20 protein-coding genes, 1 tRNA gene and 3 rRNA genes are annotated in these 26,251 nt (G+C 64.7%); 4 read left to right on the forward strand and 20 right to left on the reverse strand.

From position 1 onward, the window contains the following. Positions 1-24: 24 nt before the first annotated feature. From HD600_RS02925 to HD600_RS02935, 3 genes are all read right to left on the reverse strand, one after another. Positions 25-984, reverse strand: a complete 960-nt coding sequence (locus HD600_RS02925) for a carbohydrate ABC transporter permease (RefSeq protein ID WP_144797561.1) — start codon at positions 982-984, stop codon at positions 25-27. Then, positions 981-2,120 (reverse strand): carbohydrate ABC transporter permease, encoded by a 1,140-nt coding sequence (locus tag HD600_RS02930; RefSeq protein WP_338402276.1) that lies wholly within the window; start codon positions 2,118-2,120, stop codon positions 981-983. The genes HD600_RS02925 and HD600_RS02930 overlap by 4 nt, the downstream gene beginning before the upstream one ends. A 91-nt stretch (positions 2,121-2,211) precedes the next feature. Then, positions 2,212-3,534 carry an ABC transporter substrate-binding protein gene (locus HD600_RS02935; protein WP_144797557.1) on the reverse strand — a complete coding sequence of 441 codons (1,323 nt, stop codon included), beginning with the start codon at positions 3,532-3,534 and terminating at the stop codon, positions 2,212-2,214. A 262-nt stretch (positions 3,535-3,796) separates the two neighbouring features. Here HD600_RS02935 and HD600_RS02940 point away from each other — a divergent pair, with 262 nt between their 5' ends. Beyond that, entirely contained in the window at positions 3,797-4,801 is a 1,005-nt protein-coding gene (locus tag HD600_RS02940; RefSeq protein ID WP_144797555.1) for a LacI family DNA-binding transcriptional regulator, read from the forward strand. A 73-nt stretch (positions 4,802-4,874) separates the two neighbouring features. On the opposite strand, the gene rplL is transcribed toward HD600_RS02940, so the two are convergent. The 3 genes from rplL to HD600_RS02955 all read right to left on the reverse strand — a co-directional run bounded on the left by rplL (position 4,875) and on the right by HD600_RS02955 (position 7,850). Next, on the reverse strand, positions 4,875-5,255 hold the full coding sequence (gene rplL, locus HD600_RS02945; protein ID WP_144797553.1) for a 50S ribosomal protein L7/L12: 381 nt from the start codon (positions 5,253-5,255) through the stop codon (positions 4,875-4,877). 48 nt (positions 5,256-5,303) lie between these two features. Next, entirely contained in the window at positions 5,304-5,792 is a 489-nt protein-coding gene (gene rplJ, locus HD600_RS02950) for a 50S ribosomal protein L10 (RefSeq protein ID WP_144797551.1), read from the reverse strand. Between the two features lie 267 nt (positions 5,793-6,059). Continuing rightward, positions 6,060-7,850: a glycoside hydrolase family 15 protein gene (locus HD600_RS02955; protein WP_184281444.1), complete on the reverse strand. Its 1,791-nt coding sequence runs from the start codon at positions 7,848-7,850 to the stop codon at positions 6,060-6,062. A gap of 57 nt (positions 7,851-7,907) precedes the next feature. On the opposite strand from HD600_RS02955, the gene HD600_RS02960 reads away from it, so the two are divergent. Together HD600_RS02960 and HD600_RS02965 are read left to right on the forward strand one after the other, a co-directional pair. Continuing rightward, a complete protein-coding gene (locus HD600_RS02960) occupies positions 7,908-9,272 on the forward strand; it encodes a glucose-6-phosphate dehydrogenase (protein WP_184281446.1) in 1,365 nt (454 codons plus the stop codon). A 64-nt stretch (positions 9,273-9,336) separates the two neighbouring features. Next, complete coding sequence (locus tag HD600_RS02965) at positions 9,337-10,017, forward strand: YqaJ viral recombinase family protein (protein WP_144797547.1); 681 nt, start codon at positions 9,337-9,339, stop codon at positions 10,015-10,017. A 26-nt stretch (positions 10,018-10,043) separates the two neighbouring features. On the opposite strand, the gene HD600_RS02970 is transcribed toward HD600_RS02965, so the two are convergent. Next, positions 10,044-10,934 (reverse strand): LysR family transcriptional regulator ArgP, encoded by an 891-nt coding sequence (locus tag HD600_RS02970; RefSeq protein ID WP_144797545.1) that lies wholly within the window; start codon positions 10,932-10,934, stop codon positions 10,044-10,046. A 69-nt stretch (positions 10,935-11,003) separates the two neighbouring features. Between HD600_RS02970 and HD600_RS02975 the strand changes: the two genes are divergently transcribed. Further along, positions 11,004-11,633: a LysE family transporter gene (locus HD600_RS02975; RefSeq protein WP_184281448.1), complete on the forward strand. Its 630-nt coding sequence runs from the start codon at positions 11,004-11,006 to the stop codon at positions 11,631-11,633. A 6-nt stretch (positions 11,634-11,639) separates the two neighbouring features. Here the strand turns inward: HD600_RS02975 and HD600_RS02980 are convergent, their stop codons facing one another. The 13 genes from HD600_RS02980 to HD600_RS03040 all read right to left on the reverse strand — a co-directional run bounded on the left by HD600_RS02980 (position 11,640) and on the right by HD600_RS03040 (position 26,225). Further along, the gene (locus HD600_RS02980) at positions 11,640-12,464 is read right to left on the reverse strand and encodes an amino acid ABC transporter ATP-binding protein (RefSeq protein ID WP_221421527.1); all 825 of its coding nucleotides are present in this window, start codon (positions 12,462-12,464) and stop codon (positions 11,640-11,642) included. Beyond that, positions 12,451-13,113, reverse strand: coding sequence for an amino acid ABC transporter permease (locus HD600_RS02985; RefSeq protein ID WP_184281450.1), 663 nt, complete (start codon positions 13,111-13,113; stop codon positions 12,451-12,453). The genes HD600_RS02980 and HD600_RS02985 overlap by 14 nt, the downstream gene beginning before the upstream one ends. A 3-nt stretch (positions 13,114-13,116) precedes the next feature. After that, entirely contained in the window at positions 13,117-13,920 is an 804-nt protein-coding gene (locus tag HD600_RS02990; RefSeq protein WP_184281452.1) for an amino acid ABC transporter substrate-binding protein, read from the reverse strand. 86 nt (positions 13,921-14,006) lie between these two features. After that, a 5S ribosomal RNA gene (rrf, locus tag HD600_RS02995) occupies positions 14,007-14,123 on the reverse strand. A 119-nt stretch (positions 14,124-14,242) separates the two neighbouring features. Further along, positions 14,243-17,350: ribosomal RNA gene (locus HD600_RS03000) — 23S ribosomal RNA — on the reverse strand. Between the two features lie 406 nt (positions 17,351-17,756). Further along, positions 17,757-19,283 (reverse strand): 16S ribosomal RNA (locus tag HD600_RS03005). Together the 16S, 23S and 5S rRNA genes form the textbook arrangement of a ribosomal RNA operon. A 696-nt stretch (positions 19,284-19,979) precedes the next feature. Next, positions 19,980-20,666 (reverse strand): 50S ribosomal protein L1, encoded by a 687-nt coding sequence (gene rplA / locus HD600_RS03010; protein ID WP_144792423.1) that lies wholly within the window; start codon positions 20,664-20,666, stop codon positions 19,980-19,982. Between the two features lie 11 nt (positions 20,667-20,677). Beyond that, positions 20,678-21,109: a 50S ribosomal protein L11 gene (rplK, locus tag HD600_RS03015; RefSeq protein WP_144792427.1), complete on the reverse strand. Its 432-nt coding sequence runs from the start codon at positions 21,107-21,109 to the stop codon at positions 20,678-20,680. Between the two features lie 186 nt (positions 21,110-21,295). Next, on the reverse strand, positions 21,296-22,321 hold the full coding sequence (gene nusG, locus HD600_RS03020) for a transcription termination/antitermination protein NusG (protein WP_184281454.1): 1,026 nt from the start codon (positions 22,319-22,321) through the stop codon (positions 21,296-21,298). 45 nt (positions 22,322-22,366) lie between these two features. Further along, on the reverse strand, positions 22,367-22,630 hold the full coding sequence (secE, locus tag HD600_RS03025) for a preprotein translocase subunit SecE (protein ID WP_144792433.1): 264 nt from the start codon (positions 22,628-22,630) through the stop codon (positions 22,367-22,369). Between the two features lie 40 nt (positions 22,631-22,670). Then, positions 22,671-22,743 (reverse strand) — tRNA-Trp (locus tag HD600_RS03030). A 202-nt stretch (positions 22,744-22,945) separates the two neighbouring features. Next, entirely contained in the window at positions 22,946-24,670 is a 1,725-nt protein-coding gene (poxB, locus tag HD600_RS03035; RefSeq protein ID WP_184281456.1) for a ubiquinone-dependent pyruvate dehydrogenase, read from the reverse strand. A gap of 133 nt (positions 24,671-24,803) precedes the next feature. Continuing rightward, complete coding sequence (locus HD600_RS03040; RefSeq protein ID WP_184281458.1) at positions 24,804-26,225, reverse strand: GntP family transporter; 1,422 nt, start codon at positions 26,223-26,225, stop codon at positions 24,804-24,806. Positions 26,226-26,251: the final 26 nt, after the last annotated feature.

Here is a 26,251-nt window from a genome sequence, read left to right on the forward strand (position 1 = left end):
TTACGGCGGCGCCCGCTGCGTCCGTCAGCCCTTGGTCGAGCCGGCGAGCAGGCCTCGCACGAAGTACCGCTGCAGAGCGAAGAACACGATCAGCGGCACGATGATCGACACGAACGCCCCCGCCGTGAGCAGGTGCCAGTCGTTGCCTCTCGTGCCGGTGATCTCCGCCAGCAGCTTCGTGATCGGCGCTGCGCCGCCGTCGGCGAACACCAATGCCACGAGCAGGTCGTTCCAGACCCACAGGAACTGGAAGATCGCGACGGAGGCGATCGCCGGCATCGTCAACGGCAGCACGATGCGGAAGAAGATCTGCCCGCGCGACGCGCCGTCCACTCGCGCCGCCTCGATGATCTCGCCAGGGATCTGCGACATGAAGTTGTGCAGCAGGTAGATCGCGAGCGGAAGCGCGAACATCGAGTGCGCGAGCCAGACCTGTGCGTATCCGTCGGATGCCCCCAGCGGCAGCGTCACCTGGAGCCCGAAGATGCTCAGTCCGCGCGAGAACGTGCTCAGCAGCGGCACCAGCGCCATCTGGATAGGCACGATCTGCAGCGCGAAGATGAAGATGAACAGGAAGTTGCGGCCCTTGAAGTCGATCCAGGCGAACGCGTACGCCGCCATGGACGCGATCATGAGCGGCACGAGGGTCGCCGGGATCGTGATCGCGATCGAGTTCACGAACGACTCCAGCATGGTCAGCTGGGTCGTACCGGACGCGAGCACGTCGACGTAGTTCTCACCCGTGACCTGCGGGTTGAGGAAGAACTCCCACCAGCCGCTCGTGAGGATCTGGTCCCGGGGTCGGAACGACGAGATGAACAGACCGAGCGTGGGGATGGTCCACAACACGGCGATCACGATCGACGCGACAGAGGCCCAGGGCTTCGAGAGCCGCTGCCGCGTCCTGCCCGCCGACGCGTTGAGCTTCCCTCCGGTGGTCACAGCCGCCGTCTCGAGGGTGGCGCTGCGCAGTGTGTCGCTCATCGGATCTCCCGCTGCTTCTGAATCTGACGTGCGTTGTAGATGACGATCGGCAGCACGAGGATGAACAGGATGACGGCGAGCGCAGCGCTGCGTCCCGCCTCGAACTTCGTGAACTGCGTGTACATCTCATTCGCGAGCACGCTGGTCTCGTAGTTGCCTGCCGTCATCGTGCGCACGATGTCGAAGACCTTCAGCGAGGCGATCGAGATCGTCGTCAGCACGACGATGAGGGCGGGGCGGATGGCCGGAACGGTCACCGAGATGAATCGCTGCCAGGCGTTCGCGCCGTCGAGCTCGGCGGCCTCGAGCAGCTCCGTCGGCACACCCTTGATGGATGCCGAGAGGATCACCATCGCGAAACCGGTCTGCACCCAGATGAGCACGACGATGAGGAACAGCGTGTTCCACGGCGCATTGAGGAGGAACTGCTGCGGCTCGGCGCCGAACCAGACGAGGATCTGGTTGAGCAGACCGATCTGGTCGTACTGCGGGCCGCGGTACTCGTACATGAACCGCCAGATGATTCCGGCTCCGACGAACGAGATCGCCATCGGCATGAACACGAGGACCTTGTAGATCTTCTCGCCGCGGGTCTTGTCGATGAACACCGCATACGCCAGTCCGACGATCGTCGACACCGTCGGAACGATGAGCACCCACACGATCGTGTTGATCACGACACGGACGCCGTCGGGCTGCCCGAAGATCCACAGATAGTTGTCGAACCCGACGAAGGACTTCCCCGAGGAGTTCATGAACGACGACACGAACGTCTGCAACGAGGGCAGGATGAGCCCGACGAGCAGGAGGAGGAATGCCGGCGCCAGGAAGGCGACGAGCTGGATCAGATACCCCTTGCCGGCACGGGACCGGTAGTCGAGCAGGAAGAAGATCGCCCCGACGACCACGGCGACGCCGATGGCCCAGTAGTACGACCGGAAGAACCACATCACCGCGAGCGGGATGAGAAGACACATCGCCAGACGCGCCACCGTGTACCACTTGCCGGTGCGCGGAGCGATGTCGACGAGGAAGAGGATGGCGGCCACCACCACACCGAAGGCGATGACCACGACCACCGCCTGCAGCACTGCAGGCAGCGAACCAATCCATTGGAAGAAATCGAGCGCGGTCACAGAGTCCCCTTTGCAAGGTCATCGAAAGTCCGTGCAGCGAACACGGACGAGTGCAGGTGGGCCGCCCGAAGGCGGCCCACCTGTTGTCGGATCAGCCTGCCGGCCAGCCCGACTCGATCTGCTCGAGGACCTTGTCCGTCGCGTCGCCGTTGACCCAGGCGACCATTCCCTTCCAGAACGTGCCGGCCCCGACAGCACCCGGCATCAGGTCGCTGGCGTCGAAGCGGAACGTGGTGTCGGGGTCCTGCAGGATCTTGATGGTCTCCTGCAGGATGGGGTCCTGCGCGTTGGCGGGGTCGAGACCGTTGTTCGCGGAGGTCACGCCACCCAGGCTCACGCGGCTGTTGGCCCACTCGGGGCTCGACAGGTACGCGAGCACCTTCTGCGTGGCCTCGGAGTCGCTGAACGCGCCGACGATCTCACCGGCACCGGTCACCGCGCTGTCGCCCGCGCTCTCACCGGGGAGCATGAAGGCCCAGACATCGCCGTCCTCGGCGATGGTGGTGCCCTCGGGGAAGAACCCGGACAGGAACGACGCCTGGTGCGTCAGCGCGCACTTGCCGTCCGCCAGCGCGGGGGCGACGTCACCGAACGCCGTCGAGTTGATGGAGCGGACGTCACCGAAACCGGCGTTGACGTTCGCCGGGTTCAGCAGGATCTCACCGACCGAGTCGAACGCCTCCTTGATCTGCGGGTCGGTGAACTTCACCTCGTTGGTCACCCACTGGTCGTAGACGTCGGGGCCCGCCTGGCGGAGGACGTAGTCCTCGATCCAGTCCGTGCCCGGCCAGCCGGTCGCCGTGCCCGACTCGAAGCCGGCGCACCATGCCGGGGTGCCGGTGGTCGACTGGATGGTGTCCGTGAGGGTCTTCAGGTCATCGAGGGTCTCGGGGACCTCGACACCCCACTCCTCGAACTGCGTCGGGGAGTACCAGATCCAGCCCTTGACGTTGGCCATCAGCGGCGCGCCGTAGAACGTGCCGTCATAGGTGCCGTAGTTGACCCAGTCCTCGGTCCAGTACTCGTTGGCGTTCTTCTCGACCTCTTCGGGCGCGGGCTTGAGGAAGTCGCGCGATGCGAAGTCGGCGAACAGACCGGGCTGCGGGAAGATCGCGATGTCGGGCGGGTTGCCACCCTGCGCGCGCGTCCCCAGCTGGGTCTCGAAGTCCTGACTTCCTTCGTACTTGATCTCGATGTCGTTCTCCGCCGCCCAGTCGGCCCAGGACTCCTGCAGGAGTTCGGCCTCGCTGTCGACGATCGTTCCGTAGATGGTGACGGTGCTGCTGCCGCCGTCTCCGCCGTCACCACCGCCGCCTTCCGGCGCACCGGGTGCACCGCAACCGGCAAGGGCGATGCCCGCGGCCCCGAGCAGGGCGAGCGGCGCAAGACGCCGATATCGCTGTGACTGTGCCATGTGACTTCTCCTCTTCGAGTTCACGTCCCCGAGCATGCCGACGCGTGCGGCGACGGATCGGGAACCGCTTCCAGGCCCAACATACTGGCCAGCCAGACGCGACACAATGGCGGCAGATCACAAGCTCGCAACCTTTCGGACGGGGATGCCCTGTCGCCTGAGAGCGCTACCACGCCGTCTCCACTGGAACCGGTTCCCTTTCTCGGGCACCGCGGCTACGCTGTGCCCTGGCGCCCCGCGCGCCCTCATCGAGGAGGATGCCATGAGCACGATCGCGGACGTCGCCGCCCGTGCCGGCGTCTCCAAGGCCACCGCCAGTCGCGCGCTGAGCGGTCGTGGCTATGTGTCCCCCGAGACCAGGGCCAGGGTCGAACGCGCCGCAGAGGCGCTGTCCTACGTCGCCCATTCCTCGGCGACGAGCCTCGCCACCGGACGCACCATGACGGTGGGGGTCATCGTCCCCTCGATCGAACGATGGTTCTTCTCCGAACTGCTCGCCGGCGCGCAGGAGGCGTTGATCGACGCGGGATACGACCTCACTCTGTTCTGCCTTCCGGAGCACTCCGCCGCCCGCCGTCGCGTGTTCGACGACGTCCTCCCCCGGCGCCGGTATGACGGACTGATCGCCGCTGGCGTCCAGCCGGAGGCCGGCGAGATGGATCAGTTGATCAGAGCCGATCGTCCGGTCGTCTGCGTCGGCCCGCACAACGACGTCGTCGACAACATCTCGATCGACGACGCCGCAGCCGCCGCCATCGCCACTGAACACCTCATCGACCTCGGGCACACCGAGATCGCCTTCATCGGCGGCGCCGCGAGCGCGGCCGGGTTCAGCGTCAGTGATCGCCTCCGCCTCGAAGGTCACCGCGCGGCGATGACGGCAGCAGGCCTGAGGACACGGACGAGGGTGAGCCTGGCGTCCGGCGGCATGCCGAGCGGCTACGAGGCCGCCGTCGACCTGCTCGGCAACCGGCGCACGCGGCCGACCGCCGTCGTTGGCGTGTGCGACGAGGTCGCGATCGGCACGATCATCGCGGCGCGCCGGCTCGGCATCGCCGTGCCGACCGAGTTGAGCGTCGTCGGCGTCGACGACCACGAGTACGCGGAGATGTTCGCGCTGACGACGATCCGTCAGCAGCCGCGCGAGCAGGGCCGCGAGGCCGTTCGGATGCTCATGCGACGACTCGATGACCCCGACTCCGCGCGGCAGCATGCGGTCGCGGCATCCGCCCTCGTGGTGCGCAACTCCTCCACCGCCCCTCGGTGACGGCGCGACTCATCGACCCAGGACGCACGAATGCCCCGGGGGCGACCCCGGGGCATTCGTGATGCAGACGTGATTACTTGAGCGTAACCGTGGCGCCGGCGCCCTCCAGGGCCTCCTTCGCCTTCTCGGCGGTCTCCTTGTTGGCGCCCTCAAGGACAGCCTTCGGAGCACCGTCGACGACAGCCTTGGCCTCGCCGAGGCCGAGCGAGGTGAGCTCGCGGACAGCCTTGATGACCTGGATCTTCTTGTCGCCGGCAGCCTCGAGGATGACGTCGAAGGAGTCCTTCTCCTCAACCTCTTCTGCAGCGCCTGCGCCACCGGCGCCGGCAACGGCGACGGGAGCAGCAGCGGTGACGTCGAACTTCTCCTCGAACGCCTTGACGAACTCGCTGAGCTCGACGAGGGTCAGGTCGGCGAACTGCTCGAGCAGCTCCTCAGTGGTGAGCTTAGCCATGATGTATCTCCTAGATTGATGGGGTTTGTGGAACGAGATCGCGGTCGCTCACGCGGCCTCTGCGGTCTCCAGCTTTTCGCGAAGCGCGTCGATGGTGGCGGCAGCCTTGCCCATCGTCGCCTTCATCATGCCCGCAGCCTTCGCAAGCAGAACCTCACGGCTCTCGAGCGAGGCGTACTTGTTGACCTCGTCGGCGGTGAGCGAGTTGCCCTCGAACACGCCGCCCTTGATCACGAGAAGCGGGTTGGCCTTGGCGAAATCACGAAGAGCCTTCGCGGTGGCGACGAAGTCGCCGTGCACGAATGCGACAGCCGACGGACCCTTGAGGTCGTCGTCCAGCGCAGAGATCCCGGCGTTGTTGGCCGCGATCTTGGTCAGCGTGTTCTTCACCACGGCGTACTCAGCGTCCTGACGGATGCTGTTGCGCAGCTCCTTGAGCTGGGCAACCGTCAGACCGCGGTACTCGGTCAGCAGGACGGCGTTCGAGTTCTCGAAGTTCTTCGTGAGCTCGGCAACCGATGCATCCTTCTGCGCCATGGTCACTCCTTGGTGTGTACGGGATGCCGCACGTGCGTGAGGCATCGACCTGAACCGCCCACAAACAAAAACGCTCCGGCGCAAGCGACGGAGCGTGGATCCAGAATCCTGGATGACGATCATGTCCCTGCGCGGGCCCCTGCATTGCAGTGCTTCAATCGTCTTGTGCTTGCGCACGCCACGATGACCAGCGGTCTTCGGTTACCGCAACTCTACCGGAACGGACCCCGCTCCCCAAATCCGCGCCAGCCCCCGGCGTCCGGCAGGTCAGAGCCGGTGGGCCGCCCGCCCGCTGTGGCCGATCACCGCATCCGCCGCCCGCACGAGCGTGAGGTGCGAGAAGGCCTGGGGCATGTTCCCGGCCTGACGCCCTTCGTCGATGTCGTACTCCTCGGAGAGCAGGCCGACGTCGTTGACGAATCCGACGAGCCGGTCCATCAGTTCTCGCGCCTCCTCCTCCCGCCCGCTGGTCGCATACTGCTCGACGAGCCAGAAGCTGCAGGCGAGGAAGGGATGCTCGCCGCCGGCGAGCCCGTCCACTCCGGACGAGGTGCGGTACCGCATCAGCAGGCCGTCGCGCATCAAGGTCTGCTCCATCTGCTCCACTGTGCGCAGCATCCTCGGGTCGTCGGCCGCGCAGAAGCCCACCTGCGCCAGCGTCAGCAGCGATGCATCCACCTCGTCGGTGTCGTAATGCTGTCGGAAGTAGCCGTCAGGGTGCACGCCGCGCTCGTCGATCTCGGCCTCCAGCCGGTCGCGCCCCCGCTCCCACCGGTCGGCGTCGCCCTCGAGTCCGTGTTCGCGCACGGCGCGCACCCCTCGGTCGAGCGCTGCCCACATCATCACGCGGGAGTGCGTGAACCACCGGAGCGGGCCGCGGATCTCCCAGATCCCGTTGTCCGGACGATCGATCCCGTCGAGCACGCGCTCGATCAGAGCCCGTTGCAGCGACCAGGAGAACGCGCTCTCGGTGAGCCCCGCGAGCCGCGCCGCCTCGAGGGCGACGAGCACTTCGCCGAGCACATCGCCCTGATACTGCTCGACGGCGCCGTTGCCGACGCGGACGGGGGCGGCACCGAGATATCCGGGCAGGCAGTCGAGTTCCCGCTCGGGGAGGTCACGTTCACCGGCGATGCCGTACATGATCTGCACCTCGGACGGCTCCCCCGCCACCGCGCGCAGCAGCCAGCGCCGCCAGTGGTGGACCTCCTCGAGGAACCCGTGCGCGATCAGTGCCTCGAGGGTGAGGGCCGCATCCCTCAGCCAGACGAAGCGGTAGTCCCAGTTGCGCGACCCGCCGAACTGCTCCGGCAGAGACGTCGTCGGGGCAGCGACGATCCCGCCGGTGTCGCGGTGGGTGAGCGCACGCAGCACCAGCAGCGACCGCACGGCAGCCTGCTTGTAGGGACCAGGGCAGTCGATGGAGCTCGCCCACCCCTGCCACCACGCGCGGGTCCTGGCGACGGCGTCCTCGATGTCGAGCGGCGGCGGTTCCTCCTGATGCGACGGGTACCAGGTGAGGACGAGTTCCCTGCTCCCACCGGCGGTCACACGGAAATCCGCGGCGTGCGCATGGTCGACCGGCGTCAGGGGGACGCCGCGGACGACGACGGCGTCCGGCCCGGCGATCGCGCTCAGGGCGGGATCGCCGGGTGTCCCCACCTGTCTCACCCAGGGCAGAGCACGCGAGTAGTCGAAGCGCAGGCGCAGTTCCGTCCGGAAAGCGACGTCGCCTTCGATCCCGATGACGCGGCGGACGACGTCCGTCCTGTCCTCCGTCATCGGCATGAACTCCTGCACCTCCGCGATGCCGTCGGCGCATTCCCACCGCGTGACGAGGATGAACGTGTCCGAGAGATACCAGCGGCGGGCGGTCGCCGACGGGTCGGTGGGCCGCAGCGTCCAGTTGCCGTGGGCCGGCTCCCCCAGCAGCGCGCCGAAGATCGACGCGGCGTCGAAGCGCGGGAGGCAGAGCCAGTCGATCGCCCCGTCCCTGGAGACGAGCGCGGAGGTCCGACAGTCGCTGAGAAGTGCGTAATCCTCGATAGGAGCCGGCATCGCCCGATTGTCCCACGGCCCTGGCCGCGGCGCACTCGTGCGGGTTACGGTGGGCGGATGGATGCTGCGACCACCCTCGTGATCTTCGGATCGACCGGCGACCTCACGTCGCGCCTCCTGCTGCCGGCGCTCGGCCAGCTCCTCACGGTGGCACCGGAGCGCCGCATCAGGGTGATCGGGGTGGGGACGGCCGACTGGACCGCCGAGCAGCAGCAGAAGGTCGTCCGGGACTCCTTCGCCGCGGCAGACGCGGAGGCGGCCCTCGAGTGCGTCGAGGTCGAGTATCGCCGCGCCGACATAACCGTTGCCGCCGAGCTGAAGAAGCTCCTCAAGGACCTCGACGGCCAGGTCGCCCTGTACTTCGCCGTGCCGCCCGCCGTCGCCGCTGCCGCCTGCGAGGCGATGACGCCGGAGATGCTCCCGGACGGGGTCATGCTCGCTCTCGAGAAGCCGTTCGGCACGGACGAGGAGAGCGCGGCCGCGCTCAACAGAAGACTGACGGCCCTCGTCGACGAGAAGCAGGTCTTCCGGGTCGACCACTTCCTCGGCAAGTCGACCACTCTGAACCTGCTCGGGGCCCGGTTCGCGAACAGACTGCTCGAACCGCTGTGGTCCGCCGAGAGCATCGAGTCGGTCAGCATCGTCTACGACGAGAAGCTCGGGCTCGAAGGTCGGGCCGGCTACTACGACGGGGCGGGCGCCCTCGTCGACATGCTGCAGAGCCACCTTCTGCAGGTACTCGCGGTCGTCGCCATGGAGCAGCCGGCGACGATCGGCGAGGCGGATCTGCGCGAGGCGACCTCGGCGGTGCTGCGCGCCACACGGGTGTGGGGCGACGATCCCACGTCATCCTCCCGCCGGGCGCGCTACACGGCGGGCAGCATCGACGGTGTCGACAAGCCCTCGTACGTCGACGAGCCGGGAGTCGAGCCCGAGCGCCGCACCGAGACGCTCGCCGCCGCGACGTTCGAGGTGCGCAACGCCCGCTGGACCGGTGTCCCGTTCACGCTGCGCTCCGGCAAGGCCATCGGCGATCCCGCCCGTGAGGTCGTGGTCCGGTTCAAGGCGGTGCGGCACGTGCCTGACGGGCTGCGCGGCTCGGCCGATGGGGCCGTCGTCCGGTTCTCGCTCGGTCCGGATCGGATGTCGCTCGACCTCAACCTCAACGGTGCCGGCGACCCGCTGGTGCTCGAGCGGGCGACGCTGTCCGCGGATCTCGGCCCCGGCCAGCTCATGGCCTACGCCGAGGTGCTCTCCTGCATCCTCGACGCCGACGCGATGCTGTCGGTGCGCGGCGATGCCGCGGAACGCTGCTGGGCGATCGTCCAGCCGATCCTGGATGCGTGGGCGAACGACGAGGTTCCGTTGGACGAGTACGTCGCAGGATCCCGAGGGCCTGAGCACTGGCCGTTCCTCGGCTGACCATCCGCCCCCATCACGGCGCGGCAGGGCACCGGGCGTCTCCCGTGCGAGGTAGCCTCGAAGGGTGACTCCGGAACTTCAGGCTCGAATCGTCGCGGACTCCCGCGATCGGGTCGCCTGGCTTCGAGCGCGCGCCAGGGGCATCACCGCCACCGATGTCGCCGGGCTCTCCGGCGAGAAGTCGATCGCCAGGGCTGCGGACGCCAAACTGGGCGGCGGAGCCCGCTTCGGCGGCAACGCCTACACCGACCACGGTCGGCGGCGCGAGCCGGAGATCGCGGCGTGGGTGGCGGCGACCCACGGCATCCGCCCGTCGTCCGCGCTGTTCCGCGCCGAGGTCGAACAGCGCCATCTCGCCACGCCGGACGGCATCGTGCAGGATGCCGCGGGGCGCATCCTGCTGGCGGAGATCAAGACCACGAACAAGAACTGGCGCACCATCCCGCGCACCTACCTTCGTCAGGTGTGGTGGCAGCAGCATGTCCTCGGTGCCGAGCGCACGCTGTTCGTCTGGGAGGAGCACAACGACTTCCGCCCTGTGGACGATGAGCCGCGCTGCGTGTGGATCGACCGCGACGACCGCGAGATCGGCCAGCTCGTGCACCTCGCCACCCGACTGATCGACGAGCTGTACCACCGCACCACCGGGCAGCGTCCGCCCGGGCTCGACGCCCGCGTCGTGCCGAGCCGTCGGGATGCGCTTCGCGAGCGCGACGCCTTCCGAGCGCTCGCCCTCGCTGACTGATCCGCGACTCCCGGCCGTCGGCGAGCTCAGCGTTCGAGCACTCGTATGGCCTCCGCGGCGACCTCGGCGGCGATCGCGTCGAGCAGCCGAGACCGCAGATTCCACTGCTGCCAGTACAAGGGGACCCGGATGGGCGGGCCGCCGAGTCGGCGGACGGCGCCGGATGCCGTGGCCTCCACCAGTTGGGGGCCGGGGAGCATGCCCCAGCCGAGGCCCAGCCGAACCGCCATGGCGTAGTCGTGGGATGCCGGCACATAGTGGCGCGGAACGCCGTCGGCGTCCACGCCACGGGAGTCGAGCCACCGGTGCTGCAGGCCGTCTCGACGGTCGAAGTCGACGAACGGAGCATGCCGGAGCGCCTCGGCGGTGACGCCCTCGGGGAACCACCGCTCGACGAATGAGGACGTCGCCACGGCCTCGTACGACAGCACACCAAGGGCGGTGACGGTGCACCCGGTGACGGGGACGGCCTCGGACGTGACGGCGGCCATGACCTCCCCGGATTCGAGCAGCCGAGCCGTGAAGTCCTGGTCGTCGCGGTGCAGGTCGAAGTCGATGTCATGCTCCGCGCTCAGGCGCGCGAGCGGGGAGAGGAACCACGTCGCCATGGAGTCGGCGTTCACTGCCAACGGCACGCTCACCCGATCCCCCTCATCGGCCAGCCCCAGTTCGGCAAGAGCGTCGTGCTCGAGAAGCTGCACCTGTCGGGCCATGCGGACGACGGCTTCGCCTGCCGCTGTCGCGGTCGCCGGTCGGCCACGGACGACGAGGACCCGTCCGACCTGCTGCTCGAGCGTCTTCAGTCGCTGGCTGACAGCGGATGGCGTGATCCGCAGCGCACGCGCCGCCGCTTCCAGACTCCCCCCGTCGACGATCGCCGAGACGGTCGATGCGAGATCGGGAGGGATGGCAGCCATGAAGTGATGCTAATGGAACATAAGCGTCCCTCGCTGGCGCTTATGCTTCCCGCTCCGTAGCGTGGACGAGTGCTCTCCTTCTTCTCCGGCCTCGGGCTCGGACTCTCCCTCATCATCGCGATCGGCGCGCAGAACGCCTATCTGCTGCGTCAGGGGATCCGCCGTGAGCATGTGCTCACCGTCGTGGTGATCTGCACCGTCTCGGATGCCGTGCTGATCCTCGCCGGCGTCGCGGGGCTCGGCTATCTCATCGAGCGTGTGCCGTGGCTCGTGGTCGCGGCACAGTGGCTGGGGGCTGCGTTCTTGCTGGTGTACGGCGTCCTCGCCGGGGTCAGGGCGTTGCGCGGGTCCGCAGAAGGGCTCACGCCGGATGCGCCGGATGCCCGTCCTTCCGGCAACGGTCGCCTCCCTGCCGTTGCGCTCACCACGCTCGCTCTCACCTGGCTCAACCCGCACGTGTACCTCGACACCGTGCTGATGCTCGGGTCGATCGCTGCGACGCATGGCAGCGCGCGCTGGGTGTTCGCGGCCGGGGCCATCACCGCGAGCATCCTGTGGTTCACGGCGCTGGGGTACGGCGCGCGTCGACTGAGCGGCAGACTGAGCACCCCGCGGGCGTGGCAGATCCTGGACGGAGTGATCGCGGTGATCATGATCGGCCTCGCGGCGACCCTGGTCGTGCAGGCGCTCCAGGTCTGACCCGGATCAGGCGGCGGGACCGGATCCCTCGTCGTCCGCGCTGTCGAGCGGACGCATGATCCGCGCGAGGAAACGGCGCGTGCGCTCGTGAGCGGGCGCGGTGAACAGCCGCTCGGGCGGGCCCTCCTCCACGACCACCCCGTGATCGAGGAACAGGACGTGGTCGGCCGCCTCTCGAGCGAAAGCGAGCTCGTGGGTGACGACGACCATCGTCCAGCCCTCGTCGGCGAGTTCTTTGATCACCAGCAGCACTTCGCCGACGAGCTCGGGGTCGAGCGCGCTGGTGGGCTCGTCGAAGAGCAGCAGGTCAGGACGGAGCGCCAGCGCGCGGACGATGCCTACCCGCTGCTGCTGACCGCCGGAGAGCTCGTGGGGGAACGCGTTCTCCTTGTCCGACAGGCCGACCCGCGCGAGCAGGCCGCGTGCGGCATCCACCGCCTCTGCCTTGGGGCGTCCCTGCACGCGCCACGGCCCCTCGATCACGTTCTGCAGGACCGTGAGATGCGGGAAGAGATTGTGGTGCTGGAACACCATGGCCGACCGGTCGCGCAGGGCGAATCGCGTGCTCTTGGTCACACGGTCGGCGAAGTCGATCTTCGGCCCGCCCTCGACCGTGAGTGTGCCGGCGTCGGGCGTCTCGAGACCGTTGAGCGAACGGAGGACCGTCGTCTTGCCCGATCCGCTGGGACCGATCAGCACGACGACCTCACCCCGGTGCACGGTCAGGTCGATGCCCCTGAGCACCTCGTTCTCACCGAAGCTCTTGTGCAGCCCGCGTGCGGTGAGCAGCGCCTCGTGGTCACCGCGTACGGGGCGGTCATCGAGCGACATGGCGGTCCAGCCTCCTCTCGAGCAGATTCTGGCCGGCGGAGAGCACCAGGCAGAACACCCAGTACACCAGCGCCGCGGTGAGGTACACGATCATGAACTTGTAGTTGAACGCGGCGATCTGCTGAGCGACGCGGAAGAGCTCGGTCACGAGGATCAGGGAGGTGAGGGAGGTGTCCTTCACGAGCGAGATGAACGTGTTCGACAACGGCGGCACCGACACCCGCGCCGCCTGCGGAAGGATGATCCTCGTCAGCGTCCGTGAGCGTCCCATCCCGACCGTGTACGCTGCTTCCCACTGCCCCTTGGGCACGGACAGGATGGCCGCACGGATGACCTCGGCGGCGTAACCGCCGACGTTGAGCGACAGGGCGACGACCGCGCTCGGCCACGGGTCGACGACGAGCCCGATGGAGGGCAGCCCGTAGAAGATGACGAACAGCTGCACGAGCAGCGGCGTCCCGCGGATGATCGAGATGTAGACCCGTGCGATGACGGAGAGGATGCGGTGCTCCGAGATGCGCATCAGCGCCAGCCCGAGCGCCAGAGCGAGCCCGAGGGCGAAGGAGATGAGGGCGAGCGGGATCGTCCCGATCAGCCCGGCCAGAGCGATGGGCCCGACCGAACTGAGGAAGACGTCCCAGGCTTCCATGGGCTACTCGGTGACGTCTGCGCCGAAGTACTTCTCGCTGATCTCCGCGAGAGTGCCGTCGGCGCGGAGTTCGGCGAGAGCCTCGTCGATCGCTTCGACGAGCGCTTCCTTGTCCTTGGTGAACACGAAGGCGGAGAGCCCGGCGTCGTCCGTCTCGGCGGCGATCTTCAGGCTCGTGTCCCCCTCGGTCGTCTCGTAGTCGAGGAAGGTCAGCTTGTCGTTGATCGTGGCATCCACGCGTCCCTGCTTCAGCAGCGAGACCGCCTGGGCCCACCCTTCGACCGCTTCGACGTTCGCGCCGCTGTCGGTGGCCAGCTGGTACCAGTTGCTCGTGAGGGACTGGGCGGTCGTCTTGCCTGCGAGGTCGTCGAACGAAGTGATCGAGTCGTCATCGGCGTTCACGACGATGACGCCGGGGGATGCGGTGTATGGCGCGCTGAAGAGGTACGCGGCCTCACGCTCGTCGTTGATCGTCACCTGATTCGCGATGAGGTCGAAGCGGCCGGCGTCGAGCCCCGCGAAGATCGCGTCCCACTGCGTCTCCTCGAACTTCACCTCGAGATCGAGCTTGTCCGCGACCGCTTCGATGATCTCGACGTCGTAACCGACGAGATCGCCGGTTCCGTCGCCCTCATGGAAGCTGAAGGGACGGTACGTGCCCTCGGTGGCGACGGTGAGCGTGCCACCGTTGACCAGACCGTACTCGGAACCCGCGTCGCCGGAGGTCTCCCCGCCTCCCGAGCTGCAGGCAGTCAGAGCAAGGCCTGCGATGGCGAAGGAGGCGATGGCGATCATGCGACGCGACATGAGGAGCTTTCTGGTCGGTGTTCATGGTTTCGCTTGTTAACGCAAAATGGCCACCCTGCGTTGGGTGGCCATTTTGACTAAAAGGAGTCCGGCGGTGTCCTACTCTCCCACAGGGTCCCCCCTGCAGTACCATCGGCGCTGTGAGGCTTAGCTTCCGGGTTCGGAATGTGACCGGGCGTTTCCCTCACGCTATGGCCGCCGAAACACTATTGATGTTTCAATCAAACACATAACAAGAAATTGTTGTTATGCGGTTCTCGACCGTACATCGAGAACCACTCAGTGGACGCGGAGCATCAGTAGTTTCGAACTGATGAAAAGTGTTATCAAGTCGTCGGCTTATTAGTACCAGTCAGCTCCACACGTTGCCGTGCTTCCACATCTGGCCTATCAACCCAGTCGTCTACTGGGAGCCTCTCACCCACAAGGGGCATGGAAGTCTCATCTTGAGGCCGGCTTCCCGCTTAGATGCTTTCAGCGGTTATCCATCCCGAACGTAGCTAATCAGCGGTGCTCCTGGCGGAACAACTGACACACCAGAGGTTCGTCCAACCCGGTCCTCTCGTACTAGGGTCAGATCCTCTCAAACTTCCTACGCGCGCAGCGGATAGGGACCGAACTGTCTCACGACGTTCTAAACCCAGCTCGCGTACCGCTTTAATGGGCGAACAGCCCAACCCTTGGGACCTACTCCAGCCCCAGGATGCGACGAGCCGACATCGAGGTGCCAAACCATGCCGTCGATATGGACTCTTGGGCAAGATCAGCCTGTTATCCCCGAGGTACCTTTTATCCGTTGAGCGACAGCGCTTCCACAAGCCACTGCCGGATCACTAGTCCCGACTTTCGTCCCTGCTCGACCTGTCAGTCTCACAGTCAAGCTCCCTTGTGCACTTACACTCGCCACCTGATTGCCAACCAGGTTGAGGGAACCTTTGGGCGCCTCCGTTACTTTTTGGGAGGCAACCGCCCCAGTTAAACTACCCACCAGGCACTGTCCCTGAACCGGATCACGGTTCGAAGTTAGATATCCAGAGTGACCAGAGTGGTATTTCAACATTGACTCCACGAATACTGGCGTATCCGCTTCACAGTCTCCCACCTATCCTACACAAGCCACACCGAACACCAATACCAAGCTGTAGTAAAGGTCACGGGGTCTTTCCGTCCTGCTGCGCGTAACGAGCATCTTTACTCGTAATGCAATTTCGCCGAGTTCGCGGTTGAGACAGTTGGGAAGTCGTTACGCCATTCGTGCAGGTCGGAACTTACCCGACAAGGAATTTCGCTACCTTAGGATGGTTATAGTTACCACCGCCGTTTACTGGGGCTTAAATTCTCAGCTTCGCCTTGCGGCTAACCGGTCCTCTTAACCTTCCAGCACCGGGCAGGCGTCAGTCCGTATACATCGTCTTGCGACTTGGCACGGACCTGTGTTTTTAATAAACAGTCGCTACCCACTAGTCTCTGCGGCCACCACACCCTTTCGGAGTAAATCCTAATAAGCGGGTGGCCCCCCTTCTCCCGAAGTTACGGGGGCATTTTGCCGAGTTCCTTAACCACGATTCTCTCGATCTCCTTGGTATTCTCTACCTGACCACCTGAGTCGGTTTGGGGTACGGGCGGCTAGAACCTCGCGTCGATGCTTTTCTTGGCAGCATAGGATCATCCACTTTTTATCCGCATCGTGTCTCAGCCTATGTGAGTCGCGGATTTGCCTACGACTCGGCCTACGCACTTGCACCAGGACAACCATCGCCTGGCTTGGACTACCTTCCTGCGTCACACCTGTTAATACGCTAACCGCACCAGCATGGGGTCGTACGCTAGGCCCACACGCCATCACCCGAAGGATCCGGTCACGTGGGATTCAGATACTTAGCACCACTGGATTAGCTTGGGCGGTTCTTCGCCGGTACGGGAATATCAACCCGTTGTCCATCGACTACGCCTGTCGGCCTCGCCTTAGGTCCCGACTTACCCAGGGAAGATTAGCTTGACCCTGGAACCCTTGGTCTTTCGGAGGACATGTTTCTCACACGTCTTTCGCTACTCATGCCTGCATTCTCACTCGTGTAGCCTCCACGGCTGGTTCACACCGCCGCTTCGCTGGCCACACGACGCTCTCCTACCCATCAACACGGCTGGACCACGAAGGCCTACCAATAATGTCAATGCCACAACTTCGGTGGCGTGCTTGAGCCCCGTTACATTGTCGGCGCGGAATCACTTGACCAGTGAGCTATTACGCACTCTTTCAAGGGTGGCTGCTTCTAAGCCAACCTCCTGGTTGTCTAAGCAACTCCACATCCTTTTCCACTTAGCACGCGCTTAGGGACCTTAGATGGTGGTCTGGGTTGTTTCCCTCTCGACTATGAAGCTTATCCCCCACAGTCTCACTGCTGCGCTCTCACTTACCGGCATTCGGAGTTTGGCTGACGTCAGTAACCTTGTAGGGCCCATCGGCCATCCAGTAGCTCTACCTCCGGCAAGAAACACGCAACGCTGCACCTAAATGCATTTCGGAGAGAACCAGCTATCACGAAGTTTGATTGGCCTTTCACCCCTATCCACAGCTCATCCCCTCAGTTTTCAACCTAAGTGGGTTCGGTCCTCCACGCGCTCTTACACGCGCTTCAACCTGGCCATGGATAGATCACTTCGCTTCGGGTCTAGGACATGCGACTGAATCGCCCTATTCAGACTCGCTTTCGCTACGGCTACCCCACACGGGTTAACCTCGCCACATATCGCTAACTCGCAGGCTCATTCTTCAAAAGGCACGCTGTCACCCCTACTAAGGAGGCTCCAACGGTTTGTAAGCAAACGGTTTCAGGTACTATTTCACTCCCCTCCCGGGGTACTTTTCACCTTTCCCTCACGGTACTTGTCCGCTATCGGTCATCTGGGAGTATTTAGGCTTATCAGGTGGTCCTGACAGATTCACACGGGATTTCTCGGGCCCCGTGCTACTTGGGATACTCTTCGCGCCAAGGATGGCATTTCGACTACGGGGTTGGCACCCTCTATGACCGGCCTTTCAAGACCGTTCGTCTATACCAGCTTGTAACGCCGCCAGCTCGGCAGAACTGACTGAAAAGTCCCACAACCCCGAATATGCAACTCCTGCCGGATATCACACACACTCGGTTTAGCCTGATCCGGTTTCGCTCGCCACTACTAACGGAATCGCGGTTGCTTTCTCTTCCTGTGGGTACTGAGATGTTTCACTTCCCCACGTTCCCTCTACCCGCCCTATATATTCAGGCGGGAGTCACTAGGTCGGCACGCCGCCCAGCGGGGTTTCCCCATTCGGACACCCTCGGATCACAGTGTGCTTATCCACTCCCCGAGGCTTATCGCAGATTGCTACGTCCTTCTTCGGCTCCAGATGCCAAGGCATCCACCGTTTGCTCTTAAAGACTTGAAACAACATGAGTTCGAATCGTCAAAATTGAAATTGACTAATGATCTTTAAGATCATCTACACAACACAACCCCGAAAGGTCATGTTGAAGATGCTCGCGTCCACTGTGTAGTTCTCAAAGTACGGGCGGTACCTTCCGCGCCTGCCCAAAAGGACAGACAACAAAAGGCCCAGAGTAACCAAATGCTTCCAACCCCCAAAGAGGTCAAAGCGCATCCGGTCCCTCAGGACCCAACAGCGTGCAGGTGACTCGCTCACCAACCCCACGTTCCAACCAACCCGAAGGCCGGCGTACTAGCAGAAGTCAGCTGCGCTGACACCATGTCAAATGTTCCACCCATGAGCTCCCAGCAGAGACATTCGCTCTGATCTGGGGCCTGGACAGCCGAAGCTGCCAGATGCTCCTTAGAAAGGAGGTGATCCAGCCGCACCTTCCGGTACGGCTACCTTGTTACGACTTAGTCCTAATTACCGATCCCACCTTCGACAGCTCCCTCCCACAAGGGGTTAGGCCACCGGCTTCAGGTGTTACCGACTTTCATGACTTGACGGGCGGTGTGTACAAGACCCGGGAACGTATTCACCGCAGCGTTGCTGATCTGCGATTACTAGCGACTCCGACTTCATGAGGTCGAGTTGCAGACCTCAATCCGAACTGGGACCGGCTTTTTGGGATTCGCTCCACCTCACGGTATTGCTGCCCATTGTACCGGCCATTGTAGCATGCGTGAAGCCCAAGACATAAGGGGCATGATGATTTGACGTCATCCCCACCTTCCTCCGAGTTGACCCCGGCAGTATCCCATGAGTTCCCACCATTACGTGCTGGCAACATAGAACGAGGGTTGCGCTCGTTGCGGGACTTAACCCAACATCTCACGACACGAGCTGACGACAACCATGCACCACCTGTTTACGAGTGTCCAAAGAGTTGACCATTTCTGGCCCGTTCTCGTATATGTCAAGCCTTGGTAAGGTTCTTCGCGTTGCATCGAATTAATCCGCATGCTCCGCCGCTTGTGCGGGTCCCCGTCAATTCCTTTGAGTTTTAGCCTTGCGGCCGTACTCCCCAGGCGGGGAACTTAATGCGTTAGCTGCGTCACGGAATCCGTGGAATGGACCCCACAACTAGTTCCCAACGTTTACGGGGTGGACTACCAGGGTATCTAAGCCTGTTTGCTCCCCACCCTTTCGCTCCTCAGCGTCAGTTACGGCCCAGAGATCTGCCTTCGCCATCGGTGTTCCTCCTGATATCTGCGCATTCCACCGCTACACCAGGAATTCCAATCTCCCCTACCGCACTCTAGTCTGCCCGTACCCACTGCAGGCCCGAGGTTGAGCCTCGGGATTTCACAGCAGACGCGACAAACCGCCTACGAGCTCTTTACGCCCAATAATTCCGGATAACGCTTGCGCCCTACGTATTACCGCGGCTGCTGGCACGTAGTTAGCCGGCGCTTTTTCTGCAGGTACCGTCACTTTCGCTTCTTCCCTGCTAAAAGAGGTTTACAACCCGAAGGCCGTCATCCCTCACGCGGCGTTGCTGCATCAGGCTTTCGCCCATTGTGCAATATTCCCCACTGCTGCCTCCCGTAGGAGTCTGGGCCGTGTCTCAGTCCCAGTGTGGCCGGTCACCCTCTCAGGCCGGCTACCCGTCGACGCCTTGGTGAGCCATTACCTCACCAACAAGCTGATAGGCCGCGAGCCCATCCCCAACCGAAAAATCTTTCCAACAAGTAACCATGCGATTCTTGTTCGTATCCAGTATTAGACGCCGTTTCCAGCGCTTATCCCAGAGTCAGGGGCAGGTTGCTCACGTGTTACTCACCCGTTCGCCACTGATCCCACAGAGCAAGCTCCGTGTTCACCGTTCGACTTGCATGTGTTAAGCACGCCGCCAGCGTTCATCCTGAGCCAGGATCAAACTCTCCGTAAAAGAAAAAAACTGAACCAACCGGAATAAGGTCGGGACAGCGAGTTTGAACTGACCAAAATGGATGTCATTACTGACTTATCCGTCGCCAACACCCCCCAAAAGGGACGTTGGACTTTTGATCCAAAGGAATCTCATCCAGCCGAAGCTGAATCGAGGTTATTTGGCATTTGACAAGTGCACGCTGTTGAGTTCTCAAGGATCGGACGCACCCACGACCCAGTCTCACAACCAGGCCCGCAGGGCAACTTCTCTATCTTATCCGCCCCGCTCAGCTTGTCAAATCGACGCGCTGACCGGATCTGAGATCCGCTGCGCGGTCGAGATGAACCGCAGAAGGGGTGGACCTCCCATTCTAGACGCAGGCGTCCAGGTCTCTCAAGTGAAAGAAGTGGGAGGTGGTTCTCCGCTTGAGGGGGGTGAGGCTCTCGGCCTTTCCGCTTCCCTGTGGGGCGAACAAGTAATAACTTACGCGGGATCCCGACATCGGGCAAATCCGGCCCGTTTCCCTGGCGTGTCGCGCTCGTTTCCCGCATGTTCCCGCGAAAACGGCACCGGGCGCCCGTGGGGCCCGTACAGAGCCGGCTGGGTCCGTCTGAGCCGCTCTCGGCCACGGATCCCCCGTGGGGACGCCTCAGCAGCTGCCGGACACGCAGAAGGGCCCCCGCCGGATCGGCAGGGGCCCTTCACTCGTCACACTCAGATGGCGTTGACATCCAGCGGGATGCCGGGGCCGAACGTCGTCGACACCGCGCCCTTCTGGATGTAGCGGCCCTTCGCGCTCGACGGCTTGAGGCGAACGATCTCCTCGAGCGCCGCACCGATGTTCTCGTCCAGCTGCTCAGCCGAGAACGAGGCCTTGCCGACGACGAAGTGCACGTTGGCGTGCTTGTCGACGCGGAACTCGATCTTGCCGCCCTTGATCTCCTCGACGGCCTTGGCCGGGTTCGGAGTCACGGTGCCGGTCTTCGGGTTCGGCATGAGGCCGCGGGGACCGAGCACCTTACCCAGTCGACCGACCTGACCCATGAGCTCGGGGGTGGAGACTGCGGAGTCGAATCCGGTCCACCCAGCGGCGACCTTCTCGATGAGCTCGGCGCCGCCGACCTCGTCAGCACCTGCGGCGATGGCCGCCTCGGCCGCGGGGCCGGTGGCGAACACGATGACGCGGGCGGTCTTACCGGTCCCGTGCGGGAGGATGACGGTGCCACGCACCATCTGGTCCGCCTTGCGCGGGTCGACGGCGAGCTTCAGCGCGACCTCGACGGTCGAGTCGAACTTCGCCGAGCCGGTCTCCTTCGCGAGGGCGACAGCCTCGGTCGGGGTGTAGAAACGGTCTGCCTCGATCTTCGCGGCGGCAGCCTGATATGCCTTGGACTTTGCCATGATTATTCCCCTCAGCCCTCGACCGTGATGCCCATGGAACGGGCGGTTCCGGCGATGATCTTCGAGGCGGCCTCGATGTCGTTCGCGTTCAGGTCGGCCTGCTTGGTCTCTGCGATCTGACGGACCTGGTCCTTGGTGATCTTTCCGACCTTGACGGTGTGCGGCGTGGCCGAAGCCTTCTGCACGCCTGCGGCCTTCTTGATCAGCTCTGCTGCCGGCGGCGTCTTGAGGACGAACGTGAAGCTGCGGTCCTCGTAGACGGTGATCTCGACCGGGATGACGTTTCCGCGCTGCGACTCGGTCGCGGCGTTGTACGCCTTGCAGAACTCCATGATGTTCACGCCGTGCTGACCGAGCGCGGGCCCGATCGGCGGCGCCGGGTTGGCTGCACCGGCGTTGATCTGGAGCTTGATCAGGCCGGTCACCTTCTTCTTGGGTGCCATTTCTCTTCCTTTCATCGAGCGGATGCCGACGGCATCCCTCTCCCGCGGAGACGGAATCTCCGTACCGCGGTGCTGTCGATGCGCACGCAGAACGTACGCACAAACCATCCAAGTGTACCGGATGCAGAACGCCCCGCCGGCCGGAGCCGAGCGGGGCGTTCGTGACAGCGAATGCGGTTCGAGCCGTCAGGACATCTTGGTGACCTGGTCGAACGACAGCTCGACCGGGGTCTCGCGCTCGAACAGGGACACCAGCACGGTGAGCTTGCCGCTCTCCGGCTTGATCTCGCTGATCGATCCGGGGAGGCCGGCGAACGAGCCTTCCTTGATGGTGATCGTCTCGCCGATCTCGAAGTCGACCTCGGCAGGAACGGAGCGTGCCACGGCGACGCCGCCCTTGGACTGCACGTTCTTCGCGGTCGAGACGTCCTTGACCTCGACGAGCGCCTTCAGCATGTTGAAGGCCTCCTCGAACCGGAGCGGAGTCGGGTTGTGCGCGTTGCCGACGAAGCCGGTGACACCGGGGGTGTGGCGGACGACGGACCAGGTGTCCTCGTTGAGCTCCATGCGCACGAGCACGTAGCCGGGGATGCGGACGCGCGTGACCATCTTGCGCTGGCCGTTCTTGATCTCGACGACGTCCTCCATCGGGACCTCGACCTGGTAGATGTCGTCCTCGACCTCAAGCGTCGACTTGCGCTGCTCGATGTTGGCCTTCACCTTGCGCTCGAAGCCCGCGTAGGAGTGGATGACGTACCACTTGCCCGGAAGCATCCGAAGGTCCATGCGGAAGGCCTCGTACGGGTCCTGCTCCGCAGCGTCCGAGGCGGACTCCGCCTCTTCGTCCTCGTCGTCGACCTCGGGGCCGTCGTAGGGGGTGACCTCCTCGGCCGCCGCAGCCTCGACCTCGGCGGCCTCCTCGGCCGTCGCGTCGTTGAGGACCTCGGCGGCAGCCTCAGACTCCGCCGCTTCGTTCAAATTGAGAGCGTCGTTCACGATCGCGTCCGCCTCCGGGTCGTCGATGTCGATGTCTTCCGCGCCTTCACTGTCCGCTTCGTCGTCGCCGCCCTCGATGTGGACCGCCTCGTGCTCGGCAGCAGCGGACGCCTTCTCCTCGGCGGAGAGGACGTTGCCCTCCTGCGCCTCGTCGTCCTCGCTGGACTGCTCCGCGGCGGTCGCCCAGTCGGCGTCGTCGGAATATCGTTCAGACACGTTGTTTCTTTCCATTCAGAGCGGCCGGAGCCGCGGGGGCGCCGCTTACTGCGGCACTCCGAAGACCTGCGCAGTCAGCCACGAGAAGACGGTGTCCAGACCGTACACGAAGGCCATCACGATGATCACGAAGACCAGCACGACCGCGGTGAACTTGAACAGCTCCTTGCGGGTCGGCGTCACGACCTTGCGCAGCTCGCCGATCACCTGACGGAAGAACAGTGCGATGCGCCCGAAGAAGCCGAGCCTCTTCACACCGGCGGCACCGCCTGCCGCGACGATCTCGCCGCGCGGTTCGTCCTGATCCATCCTGAATGTACCTTTCGTGTGCCAGCGTGGCGCTGACGCGCAGGGCGGACAGGAATCGAACCTGCAACCTGCGGTTTTGGAGACCGCTGCTCTGCCAATTGAGCTACCGCCCTAGAGCCCTTGCGGGCCCTGGGTCTGCACTCCTCCCTCACCCGGAGGCACGGAAAAAGAATGCAGACAACTGCCTGACCAGTGTACGGCATGCCGCGGGGCCCGGCGAACCGAGGCCGCACGCGGCGCCTCCGAACCCGCCGATGCGGCGCGCCGGACAGCCGCGACACCCGCCCCGGAATCCGGGTGAGCACGCAGCCGAGGTCAGAACAGCTGACGCCAGTTCGCCCGCGCGAGATCGAGCAGCTCGTCTCCCCGACCCGACATCACGGTGCGGATCGCGTACAGCGCGAAGCCCTTGACCTGTTCGGCGGTCACCGCCGGCGGCATGGACAGTTCCTGACGCTCGGTGACCACGTCCAGAAGCGCGGGGCCGTCGTGCGCGAGGACCTCGGCGACAGCCTGCGGAAGGTCCTCACTGCGCTCGACGCGACGCGCGAAGATGCCGAGGGCCTCCGCGACTGCGGCGAAGTTCGGGTTGTCGAGGTCGGTCGCGTACGTGACGAACCCGGCCGCCTTCATCTCCAGCTCGACGAAGTTCAGCGAGGAGTTGTTCACCACGATCGTCTTGACCGGCAGCCGGTTCTGGGTGAGCGTGATCAACTCACCGAGCATCATCGCCAGTCCCCCGTCTCCGGCGAGCGCGACGACCTGGCGATCGGGTTGCGCGGTCTGGGCGCCGATCCCGTGCAGCAGCGCGTTGGCCATGGACCCGTGTGTGAAGGAGCCGATCAGGCGCCGGCGGCCGTTCATCGTGAGGTAGCGCGCCGCCCACACGGTGGGCGAACCGACATCGGCTGTGAAGACCGCGTCAGCGCTCGCGTGCTCGTCGAGCAGACGCGCGAGGTACTGCGGGTGGATCGGCTTGCCACCCTTGGCCGGCACGGCGAGCTCGTCGAGTTTCGCCCGCGTCTTGCGATAGTGCGCGACCGCGTCGTCGAGGTGCGACCGATCGGTCTGCTCGGCGAGCCGCGGCAGCAGCGCATCGACCGTGGCCCGAACATCTCCCACGAGACCGAGATCCAGCGGATGCCGCTTGCCGAGCTGCGACCCGCGGATGTCGACCTGGATGGTCGTCGCGCCCTCCGGATAGAACTGCTCGTACGGGAAGTCGGAGCCGAGGACCAGCAGGGTGTCGGCGGACTCCATCGCCCGGTAACCCGACGCGAATCCGAGCAGACCCGTCATCCCCACATCGAACGGGTTGTCGTACTCGATGAACTCCTTGCCACGCAGCGCGTGCACGATCGGAGCGCCGAGTCGGTCTGCGAGCGCCACGACCTCGTCGTGGGCCCCCTCGACGCCGGCGCCGGCGAGGATCGTCACCTTCTTGGCCGCATTCAGCAGCTCTGCGGTCTTCTCGAGCTCAGCGGGGCTCGGCACGACCACGGGTTGAGTGCGCTCGATGCGCGTCGCACGATCCCGCTCGATCTCGGCGAGCGCGACTTCGCCGGGGATGACGAGCACGGCGACCCCTCGCTCCTCGATCGCCGTACGCATCGCGATCTCCAGCAGACGCGGCATCTGCACCGGATCGGCGACGTATTCGACGTACACGCTGCACTCCCGGAACAGCTCCTGCGGGTGCGTCTCCTGGAAGTACCCCGTTCCGATCTCGTTCGTCGGGATGTGCGCCGCGATCGCGAGCACGGGTACGCGCGAGCGATTCGCGTCGAACAGACCGTTGATGAGATGCAGGTTGCCGGGTCCGCACGACCCGGCGACCACGGCGAGGTCTCCGGTGACGGCCGCGTCGGCCGCCGCGGCGAAGGCTGCCGACTCCTCGTGCCGGACATGCACCCATCGGATGGTGCCGTCCTTGCGCAGCGCGTCGGTGAAGCCGTTGAGGGAGTCCCCCGGGATGCCGTAGACCCGGTCGATCCCGTTCGTGCGGAGGGTGCGGACGATGTTCTCTGCGACGGTGGCCATGGTCCGACCCTAGCCCTGTGTGGTGGGAACAGGGCCAGGATCGGAGCGGGCTTTCCGCCGGCGCCGACGGCAGATCGCACAGGCCCTGTCGTCCGCTCGCGCGGATGACAGGGGCCTGTGCGTGCTCGCCTGGTCAGCCCATCGGGATGACGGCGTACGTGAGCCAGGTGAGGAGGAACCCGACGACGCCGAGGACGGTGGTCAGTGGCGTCCAGGTTCGCAGACCGTCCTTGACCGAGAGGCCGAGGTAGCGGGTGACGACCCAGAAGCCCGAGTCGTTCACATGGCTGAGCCCGAGCGCGCCGTAGCCGATCGCGACGGCGACGAGCGCAACGTGGATCGGATCGAGCCCCAGGACCGAGACGGACGGGAGCAGGAGACCTGCGGTCGTGGTGATCGCGACGGTCGCCGACCCCTGGGCCGCACGCATGATGAGCGCGATGAGGAAGGCGGCGAGCAGCAGCGGCATGCCGCTGCCTGCGAGCAGCTCGGCGACAGCGCCGCCGATTCCGGTCTCGGTGAGGATCTTGCCGAACGCGCCACCGGCACCGGTGACGAGGATGATGACGGCGGCTGCGGGCAGCGCCGATTCCATGACCTCCCCGAGCTTGGCGGCGGACCAGCCGCGACGCACGCCCAGGAAGAACATCGCGGCGGCGATGGCGACCATGAGCGCGAAGATCGGCTGGCCGATCATCGCGAGGAAGCCGTTCCAGAAGGTGCCCGCCTCGAACGCCGGGGCGACGGTCGTGCCGAGCATGATCAGCAGGAGCGGCAGCAGGATGAGCGCGAGCACGGTGAAGGCGCTCGGCGCCTTCTCGCCGTCGCGGAGACCGGCGTTGACCGAACTCTTCTCCGTGCCGAAGCCGTCGAACATCTCCTTGGTCGCCTCGATCATCGCGAACTCGCGACGGTTGATGAGCTTGCCCGTCCAGAACGACAGTGCGGCGAGCGGGATCGAGATGATGAGCGAGAAGATCAGCACCCAGCCCATGTCGGCGCCGAGGATCGTGGCACCGCCGACGATTCCGGGGTGCGGCGGGACCGCGACGTGCACTGCGAGCATGATGCCGGCCACGGGGAGTCCGAACTTGATGGGGTTGAGCCCGGCGATCTTCGAGAACGCGAAGATGATGGGTACGAGGATGATGAAGCCCGCGTCGAAGAACACCGGGATCGCGAGGATCGCCGCGGCGATGACGAGAGCGATCCCCACGCGCTTGGGGCCGAGCCACTTGGTGAACGTCCCGGCGAGCGACTCCGCACCGCCTGAGAGCTCGATGATCTTTCCGAGCATCGATCCGAGTGCCACCAGCACCGCGACGGACCCGAGAGTTCCGCCGACACCGGCGATGATCGCCTGGATGATGCCGAGCTGTTCCGGGACGTCGCCACTGGCCGGGATGGTTGTCATCGGCAGACCGGCGGCGAGGCCGACGATGATCGACACGAGGATGAGGGCGTAGAACGCCTGCATCTTGAAGCGGATGATCAGCAGAAGCAGCAGCGCGAGGCCGGCCACTCCGATCGCGATCAGCGCGGGAAGAGGAAGCATCTCTGGATCTCTTCTTTCAGGTTCGA

Source organism: Microbacterium ginsengiterrae, assembly GCF_014205075.1.
Lineage (GTDB): Bacteria > Actinomycetota > Actinomycetes > Actinomycetales > Microbacteriaceae > Microbacterium > Microbacterium ginsengiterrae.